Raw genomic sequence first — 14,928 nt, 5'->3', positions numbered from 1 at the left:
CGCGGAAATCGCTTCCGTGGCGGCGCGAAACTCCTATGCCTCTGATATCGACTGGCGGCAATGTCCTGCACAGGCTTACGGCGAAAGAATGACTTGAGGCCATGATTACGCCGTCCGCCCGCTAGTTGGAGAGAGTGTCGGAGCCGATCTTGATGTCGCCGAGCGTGCGGAACGTCAGCCGCGCGCCAATCGTCCAGTCGCTTGCCGACTCGTCGTCGGAATCCCTGCTATCCGTATAGGCGATCGTGAAGATCGTGCATTCGTCCTCATAGGAAAGGCCGAGCGTCCGGCGGCTGATCACATCGTTGTTCAGATCCCACGCGATGCCGCCGAAGATCGACCAATAGTCCTTGAACTTGACTCTGCTGCTGGTCTGGATCTCGTCGTTGTCCTCGGCGAAGCCATAGGCCGGCTGGGCGCTGAGATGCGTGTAGGTCACCTGCGTCTGGAAGGTGTCGTTCTGGTAGCCTGTCGTCAGGTCGCCACGGCGAAACTCGAAATCCTTCTCGTCGAGCCGGTAGGAGGCCGCAACGGAAACACCATAGGGTGTTTCGACGCCGCCGAGGCCGACATAGTCGGAGCGATCGGTTTCGAGGCCCGAATCCGCGCCGACATTGACGAGGTCATCGGTCGCGAACGAATTCTGGCCGGCAATCTGATAAGACTGGCCAAAAATGCCGTGCAGCTTGTAACCGCTGTCAAACGTCCCGGTATATTGGAAGCCGACATTGGCGCGAGTGCCGCCCTCGACGCGGTCGTAACCTGAGAATTTATCGCGGTCGAAGAGCGAGGTGGCATCGAAAACGAAACTTTGTGCATCCTCGTTCGGCAGCCGGCCGGCGAGCTGCTCGTCGGGGCGTGCATAGATTTGGACGATCGGCTCCAGAATATGCGTGCTGTTATCAGTCGTCATCAGGATCGGATACCGCATCTCCAGCCCGGCGGTGAGCATCGAGCGGGTGGCGGATTCGTCGTCAAGATAATTGCCGGCGTAACCGGTCGGGTCGTTCATGTTCAGCGCGAAAGCGTCGCCGCGCGCGGCCAGAAGCGGCGTGATCACCAGACCGGTCGGCGTGACATAGGTGCGTTTCCATTGAAGTTCGGCGGTCAGGCGCGAAGTCTGGCCCTTCAGGCCGCGGAAGCGGTCGAATCCGTCGACAGTATAGAAGTCGTCGTGTGTGCGCGAAATATTCGTCAAATTGACGTCCGCAGAAAGTTCGCCGCCTGCAAGCGGCTGAGGCGCGACATAGTGATAATCAAGCGCGGGATAGACGATGGCCTGCTGTTTTTCGGCCGTGTTCGTCCGGTCGGCATCCTGGACGTCGAAATAAAACGCCCGCATGTCGAAATAATTCCGTTTCCCGAGCCCCGTCAGGTAGATCTGGTTCGTGCGATCCGTGCCGCTCAAGCCGCGCAGTTTGTAGGTCTTCGAGAAATTATTGTCGCTCTGCACCATGACGTCCCAGCCGAACGTCCAGCGCGGATTGATGCGGAATTCCGCCTTTGACGCCACCATGGCGCGCTGCTCGGCTTCGGCATCGCTGGTGCCCGAGCTGAAATTGCCCGGCTTTGCCTGGTTGATGCCGGCGACGCGCAGGATATGCGTGCCGTTCTCGAAGCGCTGACGGAATTCGCCTTCGACGAGGAAGCCCTGGGCCGTGTAGCCGGTCGCCGTGACCGTCGCATCCATGCTCGGCGAGATCACATAATAATAAGGAATGGAAAGACCGAAGCCGAGGTTCTGCGACAGGCTCATCGTCGGGAACAGGAAGCCGGACTTACGCTTCACCGTATTGTCGGGAACCTCGATGAACGGCACGAAGGCAATCGGGTAGCCGAGCAGCTCGAAACGCGCCCGCTCCAGACGGATCGTATGGGTCTCGCCGTTCTGGATCACGCGCTTTGCCTTGACCTGCCAGAACGGTGCGCGCTTCGGATCTTCGGCGCAGGGAAGGCAGGCGGTATAGACGCCCTTGTTAAGAATCATCTTCGTGCCGCCGACCCGCTCGCCGCTTTCGGCGACGATACGCGTATTGTCGGCGGTTTCGATGCGCAGCGAGTTCAGGAACCCGTCGGCGAAATTGTCGGTCACGTCTAGGTTGTCGGCATAGATGCGGTTGCCGTCCGGACTGACGAGTTCGACATTGCCGAGCGCCATCATCCGGCCAGTCTTCTGGTTGTACTCGACCTTCTGTGCGACCATTTTATAGCCGCCATAGTTGATCTGCACGCCGCCGATCGCCGACACGAGTTCGGCGTCACGGTTATAGACGAGTTCATTGGCCGAAAGCAGAAGCTTGGCCCCTTCGGGAATCTTATTCTCGATATTTTGTTCAGGCGTGCTGGCCTGGCCATAGGAGGCCGGGGCACTGCCGAAATAGGAACATAGAGCCGCACCGACAAGCAGGGCAACCAACTGTTTACTAAAGTACTTGCGGTCGCCTACCGCCACTAGCCGTCCTCCTGATGAAGCAAAATAGTCGCGCCCAAGGCCAACGCGACGACGACCGGTATCCACGTCGCCACGAAGGGAGGCACGACTCCACTGCTTCCGAATGCTTTAACAAGCACGGTGATGACATAAAGCATGAAGCCTGACAGGATTCCACCCAGAATCACGGAGCGGGATTGGTTGAACCGGCTAAATTTTAGGGACACTGTTGCAGCAATGAGAGTCATGGCCACCAGCAGCAATGGCTGAGACAACAGAGAGTTGAATTGCGTCTCCAATGCCTTGGTCGAGATGCCGAAGGACTTTGCCGCTGCAATGCGATTGGAAAGGTCAAAGAAACCAATTGTTTCCGGCGCTGTCAGCCGCTCCTGAACGAAATCCTGTTTCAGATTGGTGCGAAGTTGGACCGAAGCTTTGCGCAGCGGGATTTCGCCAGGCTTGCGCTCGACGACGCCGTTAAGCTGCCAGTAACCATCTTCCAACTTTGCCGTGGCGGCATCCTGTCTCAGAATGACTCGGCCGCTTGAATCGAAATGGATCAATACGGCGTCGACCAGCTTGGTTCCGTTCTCCTGGACCGTCTGGGCGCCAATGATGACATCGTCGCGGCCGCTGATCTGGCGCAGCCATGGGATCTGCGGCGCCTTGCGCAGAACTGCGTTTTCGCCACGCCAGTCGGACTCGACCAGCAGCGCCTGGCGCTGTCCCCAGGCGGCAAGCGGGTTGAGCGCCGTCATCGTCAGCACGCCGAGCGCAATTGAGCCGGCGATGAAGGGAAACATGAATTGCCAGACAGAGATGCCTGCCGCACGCGTGACCACGAGCTCATATTTCCGATTGAGCCCGATCAGCACCGTCATGCCGACGAAGAGGGCGACGAAGGGGATTGTCTGCTGCAGGATGAGCGGCAGGCGCACGGCGGTCATCACGATGCCGCCGCCGATCGTGTAGCCAGGCAGGCCGGACATGCGTCCCGCCGTCTCGCTGAAATCAAGGAGGAAGGCGATCGCCGACACGCCGATCAGAAACCAGCAGGTCGTCGCCAGGTAACGGCGAAAGAAATAACGCGACAATGTCCCGAACATCATTGGGCCGTGCCCCCGCCGGACCTGCTGGTCGCGGTAAGCAGTCTTTCTTGCATCCGTCTCCAGGAAGCCGATATCCGGTCCCAGACGAACGAAGGCATGACCAGCCGCTTGTGTAGGCCGAGGAAGATGATCGAGACGAGGCTGCTGACGATCGGAATGGCGTAGAGAACTGCGATATATTCCGGATCGGTGTCGATTTGGTTCGCGGCGTAGAAGGCAGCCCATCGTAGCGCAAAAGCATAGCCGAGCGCGCTCACCATTGGATGCAGCCGCGCTTCCCGGTGCGAGCGCGCATCGCCGGCGATCGCCAGTGAGAACAATGCAAAGACGACGGGCAGGATCCAGTCCGTCAGCCGTCGATGCAGTTCGGCGCGGTAGCTCTGCGGGCGGATCGTATAGTCCTTGTCGTTCGGATCCGGATTGAACAGGAACCACAGGTCACGGTCGCTGGCTTTCAGCGTCGCCTGCCCGCGGCTCTCCGTCATGTCGGAGAGGTCGAAAGAATAGGAATCGAAATTGATGACCGAGACGTTGCCGTCGGGCGTTTTGCGATGCACCTCGCCGTCGTGCATGATCAGCGTCGTGCCGGTATCGTCGACAGCGCCTTCCTTGGCGTAATAGATGAGCTCGTAGGCCGGGTCCCGCTCGTCGGCGACGAACAGGCCCTTCAGCATGCGCCCGGCCAGGCGCTGCGAGATCTGCACATAGAGACCCTCGTCGAGCTTGCGGAAGGTCTTTTCCTCGATGACCGAGGAGAGGAGATCGGCGTAGGTTTCGGCGATCATCTGACGCGCCACGGTCTTTGCCCGTGGCTCGACGATATTGTCGACGAAGAAGGAAAAGACGCTGATGATGGCGGCAAGCAGCAGGATCGGCCGGACCAGAATGCTGCGCCGTGCGCCGGCTGCGTCGATGACGGTTAGCTCGGAATCGTTGTTCATCGTCGTCAGCGTCTGGGTGATGGCGATGACGAGGGCGAAGGGCAGCACCACGGGAATGATCGACGGCAGGATCATCGTCGCGAGCTTGGCGAACGAGCCGATCGACTGGCCGCTGTCGGTGACGAGGTTAATGCGCTGCAAAACCTGTGTCGTCCAGATGATCGCCAGCACGGGCAGGAGCGCCACGAGAAACATCTGGCCGACGCGCCGCAATATGTATGTCTCGAGTAGTTTCATGCCGGCCCTTGAAAGCACCTGCACGCCCAAACGGCTTGCAGGAGAATCCCTCTACGCTCTTTGTCGCGCTTTTGCGACAAGCAGGTGTCAAAAATTCATTCAAATTTCAGAATTTTTTTGGTCCTGTTGCGACTCAGTTAACGCCAGCAGCGCCGCGAAGACGACAAGCGAGGAGAGCCATCCGAGCGTCACGTCGGAAAGATAATGCGCGCCGAAGGATAGCCGCAAGGCTGGCGTCAGGATCGAGATCGCGGCGACGGGCGGAACCAGCGCGTAACGCATCGATTTCGGCACGAAGAGCAGAAGGCAGAACAGCCATCCAGCGCTCGCCGCCTCGCCGGAGACGAAGGAGCAGTTCGACACGCATTTGCCGGCAAGCGAGCCTGCCTCGACAAAATGCAGGCTCCCGCCGAAAATATCCGTCTGCACCGGCCGCGGCCGACCCCAATGTTCCTTCAGGATAACATTGACGAGCAGCACCGGCCCGATCAGCATCGTTCCGAGTGCGACTTTGAGCTTGCGCGCCCGCTCGGCGTTGAAGGTCGCGCCGTGCTGCTGGTAACATTCGATCAATTTCCACGCCATGACGATCGCCACGACGTAGGGCAGGCGGAAGAAGATGGTTCGCAGCAGGTCGAAATTCCCCGAGTCGCGATAAGGAAAGCCGCCGCAGATGCTCCCGGCAGCGGCAGTCGCGTCACAATCTGCGCCCACGAAAAAAAGCTGGGAAAAATAAATGTCTATTCCAGGGAAGGCGCGAAAGATGGCAAGCAGCGCCCACCACGCCCAGAACAGAAGCAGGAATGCACCGAAAGTCGTTTTCGGCAGGCGGATCACCGGTCTCCGCCATCGATTTTTCGAAAAAACTGTCAACGCGAATATCTGCAAAACTGACGAAAACATGAGGGCCTGGACAGCCGCGGGCGACCATAACAATAGTCGCGAGCCATTGACAGACCCGCCAAACGCGAAATTATCCGCCTGGGACGGATTTCAAGAATCCCAGCGGAGAAGACATGTCAGTAAAGTTCGAAATTTCATTCTCGAAGTCGGCAAAGCTCAATGGCGGGCTGGCGATCCTGTTGAAGACTGCCGAGGCCGGCAGCGCCGCAGGCGCCGAAACGGCTGATCCGGCAGGCGTGATCGCCAAGGCTGCGAAGATCGCCCGATTCTCCGCGAAATCCACGGCTGCGCTCGATATTGTGGCCCCGGAAGGCGCACCCGTCGATCGCATCGTCGTCATCGGGCTTGGCAAGGCCGGCGAACTCGCCGCCCATGACTGGCTGAAGGCCGGCGGTGCTGCGGCATCGAAAATCAAGAATACTGACAAGGCCGCCATCTTCATCGACGTGCCCGGCCTTGAGACGAACGCACGCGCCGCCGCCGATTTCGCGCTTGGCATGCTGCTGCGCGCCTATAGCTTCGATGCCTACAAGACAAAGAAGAACGACGACGAGGAGAAGCCGGCAAAATCGGTCAGGGTGACGATCATCACCACCGATGCGGCCGGCGCCAAAAAGGCGTTTTCCGATTCCGAAGCGATCGCCGGCGGCGTCAATCTCGCCCGTGACCTTGTCAATGAACCGCCGAACGCGCTTGGACCTGTCGAATTCGCCGCCAGGGCGAAGGAGCTGGAAAAGCTCGGCGTCGAGGTGGAAATCCTGACCGAGAAGGAAATGCGCCGTCTCGGCATGGGCGCGCTGCTCGGCGTCGCTCAGGGCTCCGTGCGCCCGCCGCGTCTGGCGGTCATGCAGTGGAAGGGTGGCAAGAGCAAGGACCGTCCCGTCGCCTTCGTCGGCAAGGGCGTCGTCTTCGATACCGGCGGCATTTCGATCAAGCCGGCCGCCGGCATGGAGGACATGAAGGGCGATATGGGCGGTGCCGCAGCCGTGACCGGCCTGATGCACGTGCTCGCTTCCCGCAAGGCGGCCGTCAACGCCGTCGGCATCATCGGCCTGGTCGAGAATATGCCCGATGGCAACGCCCAGCGTCCGGGCGACATCGTCACCTCAATGTCCGGCCAGACAATCGAGGTGATCAACACCGATGCCGAAGGCCGCCTCGTCCTTTGCGATGCGCTCTGGTATTGCAATGATCGCTTCAAGCCGCAGTTCATGATCAATCTGGCCACCTTGACCGGCGCAATCGTCGTGGCGCTTGGCAACGTGCATGCCGGCCTGTTCTCCAATGACGACCAGCTTTCCGCCCAGCTGACGGCGGCCGGCCTTTCCACAAACGAGAAACTCTGGCGCATGCCGCTCGGCAAGGATTATGACAAGCTGATCGACAGCAAATTCGCCGACATGAAGAACACCGGCGGCCGTCAGGCCGGCTCGATCACCGCGGCGCATTTCCTCAAACGCTTCGTGCAGGACACGCCCTGGGCGCACCTCGACATTGCCGGCACGGCGATGGGTTCGCCGCAGGATGAGATCAACCAGTCCTGGGGTTCCGGTTTCGGGGTGCGCCTGCTCGACGAGCTCGTTCGCGCCCATCATGAATCCCGATGACCGACATTCTCTTTTATCATCTGACCGAAACCAGGCTGGAAGACGCGCTTCCGCCGCTCCTCGACAAAAGCATCGAGCGCGGCTGGCGCGTCGTCGTCCAGACGAGCGAGGCCGCGCGGCGCGATGCACTCGATGCGCATCTTTGGACGTTTCGCGAGGAGAGTTTCCTGCCGCATGGGATCGACACGGCTGATTTCGCCGAAAACCAGCCGGTGCTTTTGACGGTCACGTCGGACAATGCCAATGCGGCGACGGTTCGTTTCATTGTCGACGGCGCCGAGCCGCCGCCGGCCGATGCCTATGAGCGCGTCGTCTTCATGTTCGACGGCCACGACCAGGAGCAACTGGAAGCTGCCCGCGCACAATGGAAGAAACTGAAAGGCGAGGGGCATAACCTCACCTATTGGCAGCAGACACCGGAAGGGCGGTGGGAGAAGAAGGCCTGAGCGGGTGCCTGCCGTCGGAGCCGACAGGCAAGGACCGCCCAATCACTCAGTCGTGGAAAGCGTCAACAAATTTCCGCTTGCCGAGCATGAAGGCGTCGGCGACGTGGCGCAGGGGGGCGAGATCGACATCCGATTTGCCCGCCTTGATGATTTCGGCGAAGCGGCGATAGAGCGAGGGATATTCCTGTTCCGGTTCGGCGAATGTCAGCTTACCGTCGATGGAAAGCTTAGCGCCGCCCTCGGAGAGCACCATTTGGCCGGCTGCCGTTTCCGCGACGATGTCCCAGCTCTGCTTGCCGGTCTGGCGCCAGTCGAATTCGGCATGAACCGGCAGGCCGTCGGCATCGCGGAAGTGAATGTCGGCGGCGATCGGCGCATCACGATTTTCCGGGAATTCGAGCACAGCCCCGGTGATGAAGACCTGCCGCGGCAGGATATGGGTGACGATCGACAGCGCATTGATGCCGGGATCGAAAACGCCGAGGCCGCCGGCCTGCCAGATCCAGTCCTGGTTCGGATGCCAGTGGCGGACATCCTCTTTCCAGATCACATGCACGCTTTTGATCGTCGTCGAGGCAAGAAACGCTTTGGCGGCTTCGACGGCCGGCGCATAACGTGAATGCCAGCTGGCAAAGAGCGACGCCCCTTGCTTGTTCGCCAGCGCCTCGAGGTCGGCCACTTCGCTCAGTGTTGCACCCGGCGGCTTTTCAAGGAAGACATGCTTGCCGGCAACGAGCGCCTTATAGGCGGCTTCATAGCGGTACTGCGGCGGCATGCAGAGCGAAACGGCATCGATCGAAGGCTCGGCGTCGAGCATCGCGTCGATCGTGATGTAACTGTTGATGCCTTCGACCGTGCCGTGACGGCTTGCCGTGGCGACGAGCTTGAAATCCGGGTTCTTGGCGATGGAAGGAAGGTGCTGGTCGCGGACGATCTTGCCGACGCCGACGATGGCGAGATTGATAGGGGACATGGTGTTTCGCTCGTGTCTGTATGAAAAGTATGATTTATTAGGCCTCTTGTAGCAGAAAGAAGAGCGCCGACAAGCTCTGCTCCTCTACCTATTGCATGATGGTCTCGCGAAGGAAGCTGTAACCCATCGCCGCGCGGGCGGCGCGCTCCTCGGAACTGCCGTCGCCGCCATGCCCGCCCAAGCCGAATTCGTGGAAGAGCAGCTGATGTCCTTCTTCCTCCAGCCTCGCGGCAAAACGGCGTGCGTGCGAGGGATGCACGCGATCGTCATTGCTGGAGCTTTCAATATAGATCGGCGGATAAGTGACCTCGCCGGCCGGCCTGATATTGTGAAGCGGCGAATAGCCGAGCATGAACTCCCGGTCCGCTGGCGTCTCCGGATCGCCATATTCGTCCATCCACGCCTGGCCGGCGCTGAACAGGTGGAAGCGTGTCATGTCGAGCACCGGCACCTGGCACCAGACCGCGCCGAAATCGTGCGGGTAGCGCGTCAGCATCACACCCGTCAGCAGGCCGCCATTGCTGCCGCCCTGGCAGGCAATCCGCGATGGCACGGTGTAGCCGCGAGCGACGAGATCGCGGGCGATGGCGACGAAATCGGCAAAGGCCCGGTCTCGCCCCTGCCGCTTGGCGCTGCGATACCAGTCAGGGCCAAATTCACCGCCGCCGCGGATATAGGCCTGCACATAGGCGCCGCCTTGCTCCAGCCAGCGGCCGATTACACCGGAGTAATTCGGCGATAGCGAGACATCGAAGCCACCATAACCGTAGATCAGCACCGGCAGCGCTCCCTTGGTCCACTGTCGCGGCAGCACCAGTTGGTAGACGACCCTGGTTCCGTCCTCGGACACAGCCTCCAGCAGTTCCGACGACATATCGGTCGCATCGAAATAGCTCGGCGCTGCCGCGATGAAGATCGGCTCCGGCTCTCTGCTGCGATCGGAGAGTTCGAGGCGGTAGCAGGTCGGCGGCTGCAGGAAACCCTGGCCGACGATGTGGAGTGTGTCGTCGCCAAGATGCAGATCCGCATGGAGCGGCCTGACATAAGCCGTCTGCATCTCCGCCGGCAGCACGATTTCCCGCTGTTCGGCATCGGGCTTTGTCAGGTCGAGCACCAGAAGACGCGGGCGCAGCCGGTCGGAAACGATGAACACGCACCATTCGCGCATCAGCATCATCTGCGAAATAGACTGGCCCTCGCCAGGCTGAAACAGGATCCGTTCCGGCCCGAGCAGCGCCCGTGAGGCGGGATCGAAGGATTGCAGCACGAGGCTGCCGGTCGCAACGCGCTCATCGGTCTTTGCCCGCCAGAGGCAATGATTATGATTGAACTGAAAATCTGCCTCCTTGGGCAGATCGATGCGCCGTTGCCCGCCATCATCGGCAATGAGGAAAGCGCTGGCCACGCCGATTTCGTGGCTGGTGACGAAAATGTCGATCAGCCCGGCATTCGCCGAAGCGCCAAATAGGGCAGGGTCGATAACGAGATTGAAGCCATACACATCCTCATCGGCGGCTTCGAACATGATGGCGGCATCTTCCGGCCGCTGCCCGCGCTTCAACCGCCGCCCGACGCGCGGCCATCCCGAGCGGGTGGCCGAAAATCGGTCGATCGAGCCGAAATAACAGATCTCATCGCGGCTCAGCCAGGTGGCATGCGACCGCGCGGCGGGCGTGTCGAAACCGCCCTTCACGATCTGTTTGCCCTCGGCGTCGAATTCGAGCAGGCGGATGAGGTCTGAGCCGCCGTCCGAAAGCATCAGCAGAACGCGCGTCGGCTCCCACGGGCAGGTGACAGCGCCGCGCCAGCTCCAGCGCCTGCCTTCGTCCAGACAGAAGGCGTCGAGATCGAAGACTGGCTCCCAATCGGCCTCCGGCAACGGCTGCTGGCCGGCTGCCAGGCGCAGCCAGACCCCGAGCGGATTGTCCTTGCTCTGCCGGAAATCGAACAGCCAACCGCCGCGGCGCATCGGCACGATCAGCCTGTCCTGCCGCTCGATCAGCGCCTTGATCGCCTCACGATCTTCGGCAAATTGCGGCGTTCTCAATACCGTGTCGGAGAGCGCATTGTGTTCGGTGATGAATTGGCGGGTGCGCGGATCATCGTCCGTTTCGAGGTGAAGGTTCATAGCTGACCTGCCGCGTGCATTGACGTCGCCCAGATCTAGGCAGCCGGTCCCGGCTTGGCAAGCCGCCTTAGCGGGTCATCACCAGATCGGCCGAGGCGACGAGGTTGCTTGGCGCCTCCGGCTTCTTGAATTTCAGCGTCACGACATTGTAGCCCTCGGCTTCGAGATCCGAAAGCAGAGTCGGCAGCATGGTTACCGTACGTTTATGGATGTCGTGCATCAGGATGATGCCGCGGCCGCGCTTGTGCAGCAGGGCCATCGTCCGCTGAGTCACGGAGAGCGGCGTTGTGGCGAAATAGTCCTTGCTGTCGATATCGACATCCATGACCACCATATCGCGCATGGCGATCGCGGCACGCAGTCTGTGGCTTTCGGCAAGATAGGGGAAGCGGAAGAAGGCGACGTCGGTTCCCGTCGCCTTGGTCACCGCCAATTCGCCCTTGATCACCTCGGCCATCGCCGCGTCGAAATCGAGCGAACTCAGGTTGGCGTGGTCATAGGTGTGACTGCCGATCGCATTGCCGTCCATCGCCACCTTGCGCGCCAGCGCGGGATACATCTCGGCCATCTCGCCGACCATCATGAAGGCACCCTTGACGCCGAACTGGTCGAGGATCGCCAGCACCTTGTTCGTCCGGCCGAGGATCGGGCCATCGTCGAAGCTCAGGATCACTTCCTTGTCCTGCAGCTTGAGATCGGCAAGCGAGGAAACCTCCAGCGTCCGCCCGGCCAGATGGTGCCAACCGGTCATGCGCGGCGCTTCATCATCCTCGGAGCGCTTGCCGGAAAACGTCCGTCCCTCCGGCGCAATCACCGAGGCGGTTTTGATCGAGGTGTCGGGGGCTTGTCTGGTCGTGCTGCAGGCGGAGAGGGCGGCCGCAAGGGCGATGCAGGAAAGAACGAAAAATCGATGCATGGAAAGGGCTCAACAAATCAGTAATGAATGTTGAGACAACCTTTCGAATTATGGTTAACGATCGGTTGAGATCGGCAGAAATTGTGGTGACGCCGCGCTCCGCCGCGTTTCCCAAAAGACTGTGGCTAGCCTCCCATTGCCTCTTCATATTCGGTTGACAGCATCAGCCACTCTTCCTCGGCAGCAGTCAGTTTTGCCGCTGCCTCGCCACGCTGTTTTGCCTTTTCCGCGGCTTTGGCAGGCGTCTTCTCATAGAGAACAGGATCCGCAAGCTCCGCATCAAGAGCCTGAATCTGTTTCTCCAGCTTCGCCGTCAAGGATTCGATTTCGTTGATCTTTTTCTTCAGCGGCGTCAGCGAGGCGCGCCTTTCGGCATTGAGCTTGCGCTGGTCGGCCTTCGAGGTCGTATCGTCGCTGGTCTGCGGCCTCTCTTCTTTTTTCTTACCGGAACTAACGATGAGGTCGCGGTATTCGTCCATGTCGCCTTCGAAGGTGGTGACAGTGCCGCCGTTGACCAGCCACAGCCGGTCGACGGTTGCCTCGATCAGGTGGCGGTCGTGCGAAATCAGGATGACTGCACCGTCATAATCGTTCAGCGCCTCGATGAGGGCACGGCGGCTGTCGATGTCGAGATGGTTGGTCGGCTCGTCGAGAATGAGCAGGTTCGGCGCATGGAAGGCGGCAAGCCCCATCAGCAGACGTGCCTTCTCGCCGCCGGAAAGGTCTTTGGCGGCGGTAGCCATCTTTTCGGTCGCCAGCCCCATCTGCGCAACGCGGGCGCGCACCTTGGCCTCCGGTTCGGCCGGCATCAGCCGGCGCACATGTTCTACCGCCGACTGCTCGGGGATCAGGTCGTCGAGCTGATGCTGGGCGAAAAAACCGATCTTCAGGCTCGGCGCAACCTTTACTTCGCCACTCTCCGGCGACAATCGCCCTGAGATGAACTTGGCGAAGGTCGACTTGCCGTTGCCATTCGAGCCGAGCAGGGCGATGCGATCGTCGTTGTCGATGCGCAGGTTGAGGTTCTTCAGGATCGGCTTGCCGGGTTCGTAGCCGACGGCGCCGCCCTGGATTGCGACGATCGGCGAGGCGGGCTGCTTCTCCGGCTCGGGGAAGGTTATCGGCTGCACATGGTCCTCGATCACGGCGGCGACCGTTCCCATGCGCTCGAGCGCCTTGACGCGCGACTGTGCCTGCCGGGCCTTGGAAGCCTTGGCCTTGAAGCGATCGATGAAGCTCTGCAGATGTTTGCGCGCCGCCTCGTTTTTTGCCTTTGCCTTCGTCTGCAGCTCGTCGGCCTCAGCCTTCTGCCGCTCGAACTGGTCGTAGTTGCCGCGGTAGAAGGTGAGTTTTTTCTGATCGAGATGAACGATGGAGTTGACCGCATTGTTCAGGAGATCGCGGTCGTGGCTGATGATGATGACCGTATGCGGATAACGGCGGATATAGTCCTCCAGCCACATCGTGCCTTCGAGATCGAGGTAGTTTGTCGGCTCGTCGAGCAGAAGCAGGTCCGGCTCGGCAAACAGTACGGCGGCGAGCGCTACGCGCATGCGCCACCCACCGGAGAAGGAGGAGGCGGGGCGGGCTTGCGCCGCCTGGTCAAAGCCGAGACCGGCAAGGATGCTCGCAGCCCGCGCTTCGGCCGAATGCGCATCGATATCGACGAGGCGCATCTGGATTTCAGCGATGCGATGCGGGTCGCTTGCCGTTTCCGCTTCGGCAAGCAGGGCCGCCCGTTCCTTATCGGCCGCAAGCACGATCTCGATCAAGGAATCCTCGGTTCCCGGCGCTTCCTGGGCCACCTGACCGATACGCGCCGCCTTCGGGATCGACACCGCCCCGGTCTCCGAACCGAGATCGCCGGTGATGACGCGAAACAGCGTGGATTTGCCGGCGCCATTGCGCCCGACCAGCCCCGCCTTCGTGCCCGAAGGCAACGAAACGCTGGCATTGTCGAGAAGCAGGCGTCCGGCGATGCGGGCGGAAATGTCGGTAATCGTGATCATGGCCGGCGTTTTGGCCGAAACTGCCCGCCAAGGCAAGACCGCTTATCCCCCGGCGAGCTTGCTCGTCCGGGCGAACACGCTCGTCCCCCGGCGAGCTCGCTCGTCCGCGCCGACAGCACTCAAACGCCTGAGCGGCCGAAAGCCTGGACCGGCAGGCGGCGGTTCGATTGCGCGGCAAGCAGCGCGACGCGGGCGTTGGCCTGGAGCTGTCCCGGTGTTGCCGCACCGGCGCTGAGCGCCAGGCCGACCGAGATGGTCAGTCTGCCGCTATCACCCTTGTCGGAGGTGGCGAAGACGAGATTTTCTTCGACGGAGGCGCGCAGGCGCTCGGCGATAGCAATCGCATCCTGCATGCCGACATTGGCAAACAGCAAGGCGAATTCGTCGGCCTCTGTGCGGGCGACGAAGTCGTTCTTCTTCACCGACTTCCGAAAGAGCGCGGCAAGCTTCTTCAAGAGCTTGTTGCCTGCCTGAGTGCCGTATCTGTCGTTGAACTCGGTGAAATCGTCGATATCGACCATGATCAGCGCGCTGCCGGCGGCACCCTCTTCACGTTCGTAGAGTTCGGTGATCTGCCGGTTCAGCGCGATGCGGTTTGCAAGGCCGGTAATCTTGTCGGCGACGGTGGCCGATTGCATCGCCGAAATGCCGCGCTCCAACGTTTCCAGCCTGTTGATGTCGTCCTGCAGTCTGGCGCCGATTTCCATCTCCGCCGACATCACCGTTGCAAGCGAGGCGGAGAGGTAATCGACCTCGCCGATGAAGGCGGCAAGGCTCTGGTCCTCGTGACCACCGACAGATCTCAGGATCGTGCCGCAGGCGCGAGCAAAGGCGTCTCTGTGCCGCAATCCTTCGGCAAGCCTTTCCGCCACCGCGCGCAGCGTCCGGCTGGCCTCGTTGCGCGACGTCTCGCCCGCCAGCCCGCAATGGCCGACGAGGCGGTATTTCAGCCCGAGTTCGTCGAGCATCGACTGCTGCGGCTGCGATCCGAGCGCCGCGATATCCTGCGCAAGACCAGGATTGTGCCCGATGATCGCCTCATGAAAGAGTTCGTAGTTGCGTGGCAGTGCGGCGACGTTGAGCCGCGCCATGTGCTGGGCGATCTTCTGGATATCCGTCATTGACCCTGGGCGTACAGGCTCGCGCGCCACCAGTGCCTTTGTACTTGCATTCTGCATGACGAACCCCTCGCGCCCGGTCTCATTACTCTCACGTCTGCTATGCTCGC

11 protein-coding genes are annotated in these 14,928 nt (G+C 60.9%); 2 read left to right on the top strand and 9 right to left on the bottom strand.

Translation table 11 applies throughout. The features are described 5' to 3' along the window. Nucleotides 1–121: 121 nt before the first annotated feature. The 4 genes from HJC04_RS23990 to lpxF form a co-directional block, all read right to left on the bottom strand. The gene (locus HJC04_RS23990) at nucleotides 122–2,452 is read right to left on the bottom strand and encodes an LPS-assembly protein LptD (protein WP_210628409.1); all 2,331 of its coding nucleotides are present in this window, start codon (nucleotides 2,450–2,452) and stop codon (nucleotides 122–124) included. Next, nucleotides 2,452–3,540, bottom strand: coding sequence for an LPS export ABC transporter permease LptG (gene lptG, locus HJC04_RS23985; RefSeq protein ID WP_210628408.1), 1,089 nt, complete (start codon nucleotides 3,538–3,540; stop codon nucleotides 2,452–2,454). Before lptG ends, HJC04_RS23990 begins: the two co-directional genes overlap by 1 nt. Next, the gene (gene lptF / locus HJC04_RS23980) at nucleotides 3,537–4,718 is read right to left on the bottom strand and encodes an LPS export ABC transporter permease LptF (protein WP_210628407.1); all 1,182 of its coding nucleotides are present in this window, start codon (nucleotides 4,716–4,718) and stop codon (nucleotides 3,537–3,539) included. Before lptF ends, lptG begins: the two co-directional genes overlap by 4 nt. A gap of 99 nt (nucleotides 4,719–4,817) precedes the next feature. After that, nucleotides 4,818–5,591: a phosphatase PAP2 family protein gene (gene lpxF / locus HJC04_RS23975; RefSeq protein WP_210628406.1), complete on the bottom strand. Its 774-nt coding sequence runs from the start codon at nucleotides 5,589–5,591 to the stop codon at nucleotides 4,818–4,820. Nucleotides 5,592–5,734: 143 nt separating this feature from the next. On the opposite strand from lpxF, the gene HJC04_RS23970 reads away from it, so the two are divergent. Together HJC04_RS23970 and HJC04_RS23965 are read left to right on the top strand one after the other, a co-directional pair. Next, entirely contained in the window at nucleotides 5,735–7,228 is a 1,494-nt protein-coding gene (locus tag HJC04_RS23970) for a leucyl aminopeptidase (protein ID WP_210628405.1), read from the top strand. After that, nucleotides 7,225–7,674, top strand: a complete 450-nt coding sequence (locus HJC04_RS23965) for a DNA polymerase III subunit chi (RefSeq protein ID WP_210628404.1) — start codon at nucleotides 7,225–7,227, stop codon at nucleotides 7,672–7,674. The genes HJC04_RS23970 and HJC04_RS23965 overlap by 4 nt, the downstream gene beginning before the upstream one ends. Before the next feature lie 46 nt (nucleotides 7,675–7,720). Here the strand turns inward: HJC04_RS23965 and HJC04_RS23960 are convergent, their stop codons facing one another. From HJC04_RS23960 to HJC04_RS23940, 5 genes are all read right to left on the bottom strand, one after another. Beyond that, complete coding sequence (locus HJC04_RS23960) at nucleotides 7,721–8,647, bottom strand: Gfo/Idh/MocA family protein (RefSeq protein ID WP_210628403.1); 927 nt, start codon at nucleotides 8,645–8,647, stop codon at nucleotides 7,721–7,723. 88 nt (nucleotides 8,648–8,735) lie between these two features. Continuing rightward, nucleotides 8,736–10,775 (bottom strand): prolyl oligopeptidase family serine peptidase, encoded by a 2,040-nt coding sequence (locus HJC04_RS23955; RefSeq protein ID WP_221147304.1) that lies wholly within the window; start codon nucleotides 10,773–10,775, stop codon nucleotides 8,736–8,738. Nucleotides 10,776–10,842: 67 nt separating this feature from the next. Continuing rightward, complete coding sequence (locus HJC04_RS23950; protein WP_210628401.1) at nucleotides 10,843–11,691, bottom strand: polysaccharide deacetylase family protein; 849 nt, start codon at nucleotides 11,689–11,691, stop codon at nucleotides 10,843–10,845. A gap of 125 nt (nucleotides 11,692–11,816) precedes the next feature. Next, entirely contained in the window at nucleotides 11,817–13,700 is a 1,884-nt protein-coding gene (locus HJC04_RS23945; protein WP_210628400.1) for an ABC-F family ATP-binding cassette domain-containing protein, read from the bottom strand. A 119-nt stretch (nucleotides 13,701–13,819) separates the two neighbouring features. Next, the gene (locus HJC04_RS23940) at nucleotides 13,820–14,878 is read right to left on the bottom strand and encodes a GGDEF domain-containing protein (protein WP_221147303.1); all 1,059 of its coding nucleotides are present in this window, start codon (nucleotides 14,876–14,878) and stop codon (nucleotides 13,820–13,822) included. Between the last annotated feature and the right edge of the window lie 50 nt (nucleotides 14,879–14,928).

Origin of the sequence: Rhizobium sp. NLR8a (genome assembly GCF_019685235.1) — a bacterium.
Classification (GTDB): Bacteria; Pseudomonadota; Alphaproteobacteria; order Rhizobiales; family Rhizobiaceae; genus Rhizobium.
The sequence above is the reverse complement of the archived record's forward strand: the minus strand, read 5'-3'. Positions and strand labels throughout refer to the sequence as shown.

What these genes read in the sequence shown, in the direction of transcription:
- lptG (WP_210628408.1), bottom strand. Translation starts at nt 3,540, where the DNA reads ATGATGTTCGGGACATTGTCGCGTTATTTCTTTCGCCGTTACCTGGCG.
- lptF (WP_210628407.1), bottom strand. Translation starts at nt 4,718, where the DNA reads ATGAAACTACTCGAGACATACATATTGCGGCGCGTCGGCCAGATGTTT.
- HJC04_RS23970 (WP_210628405.1), top strand. Translation starts at nt 5,735, where the DNA reads ATGTCAGTAAAGTTCGAAATTTCATTCTCGAAGTCGGCAAAGCTCAAT.
- HJC04_RS23965 (WP_210628404.1), top strand. Translation starts at nt 7,225, where the DNA reads ATGACCGACATTCTCTTTTATCATCTGACCGAAACCAGGCTGGAAGAC.
- HJC04_RS23960 (WP_210628403.1), bottom strand. Translation starts at nt 8,647, where the DNA reads ATGTCCCCTATCAATCTCGCCATCGTCGGCGTCGGCAAGATCGTCCGC.
- HJC04_RS23955 (WP_221147304.1), bottom strand. Translation starts at nt 10,775, where the DNA reads ATGAACCTTCACCTCGAAACGGACGATGATCCGCGCACCCGCCAATTC.
- HJC04_RS23950 (WP_210628401.1), bottom strand. Translation starts at nt 11,691, where the DNA reads ATGCATCGATTTTTCGTTCTTTCCTGCATCGCCCTTGCGGCCGCCCTC.
- HJC04_RS23945 (WP_210628400.1), bottom strand. Translation starts at nt 13,700, where the DNA reads ATGATCACGATTACCGACATTTCCGCCCGCATCGCCGGACGCCTGCTT.
- HJC04_RS23940 (WP_221147303.1), bottom strand. Translation starts at nt 14,878, where the DNA reads ATGCAGAATGCAAGTACAAAGGCACTGGTGGCGCGCGAGCCTGTACGC.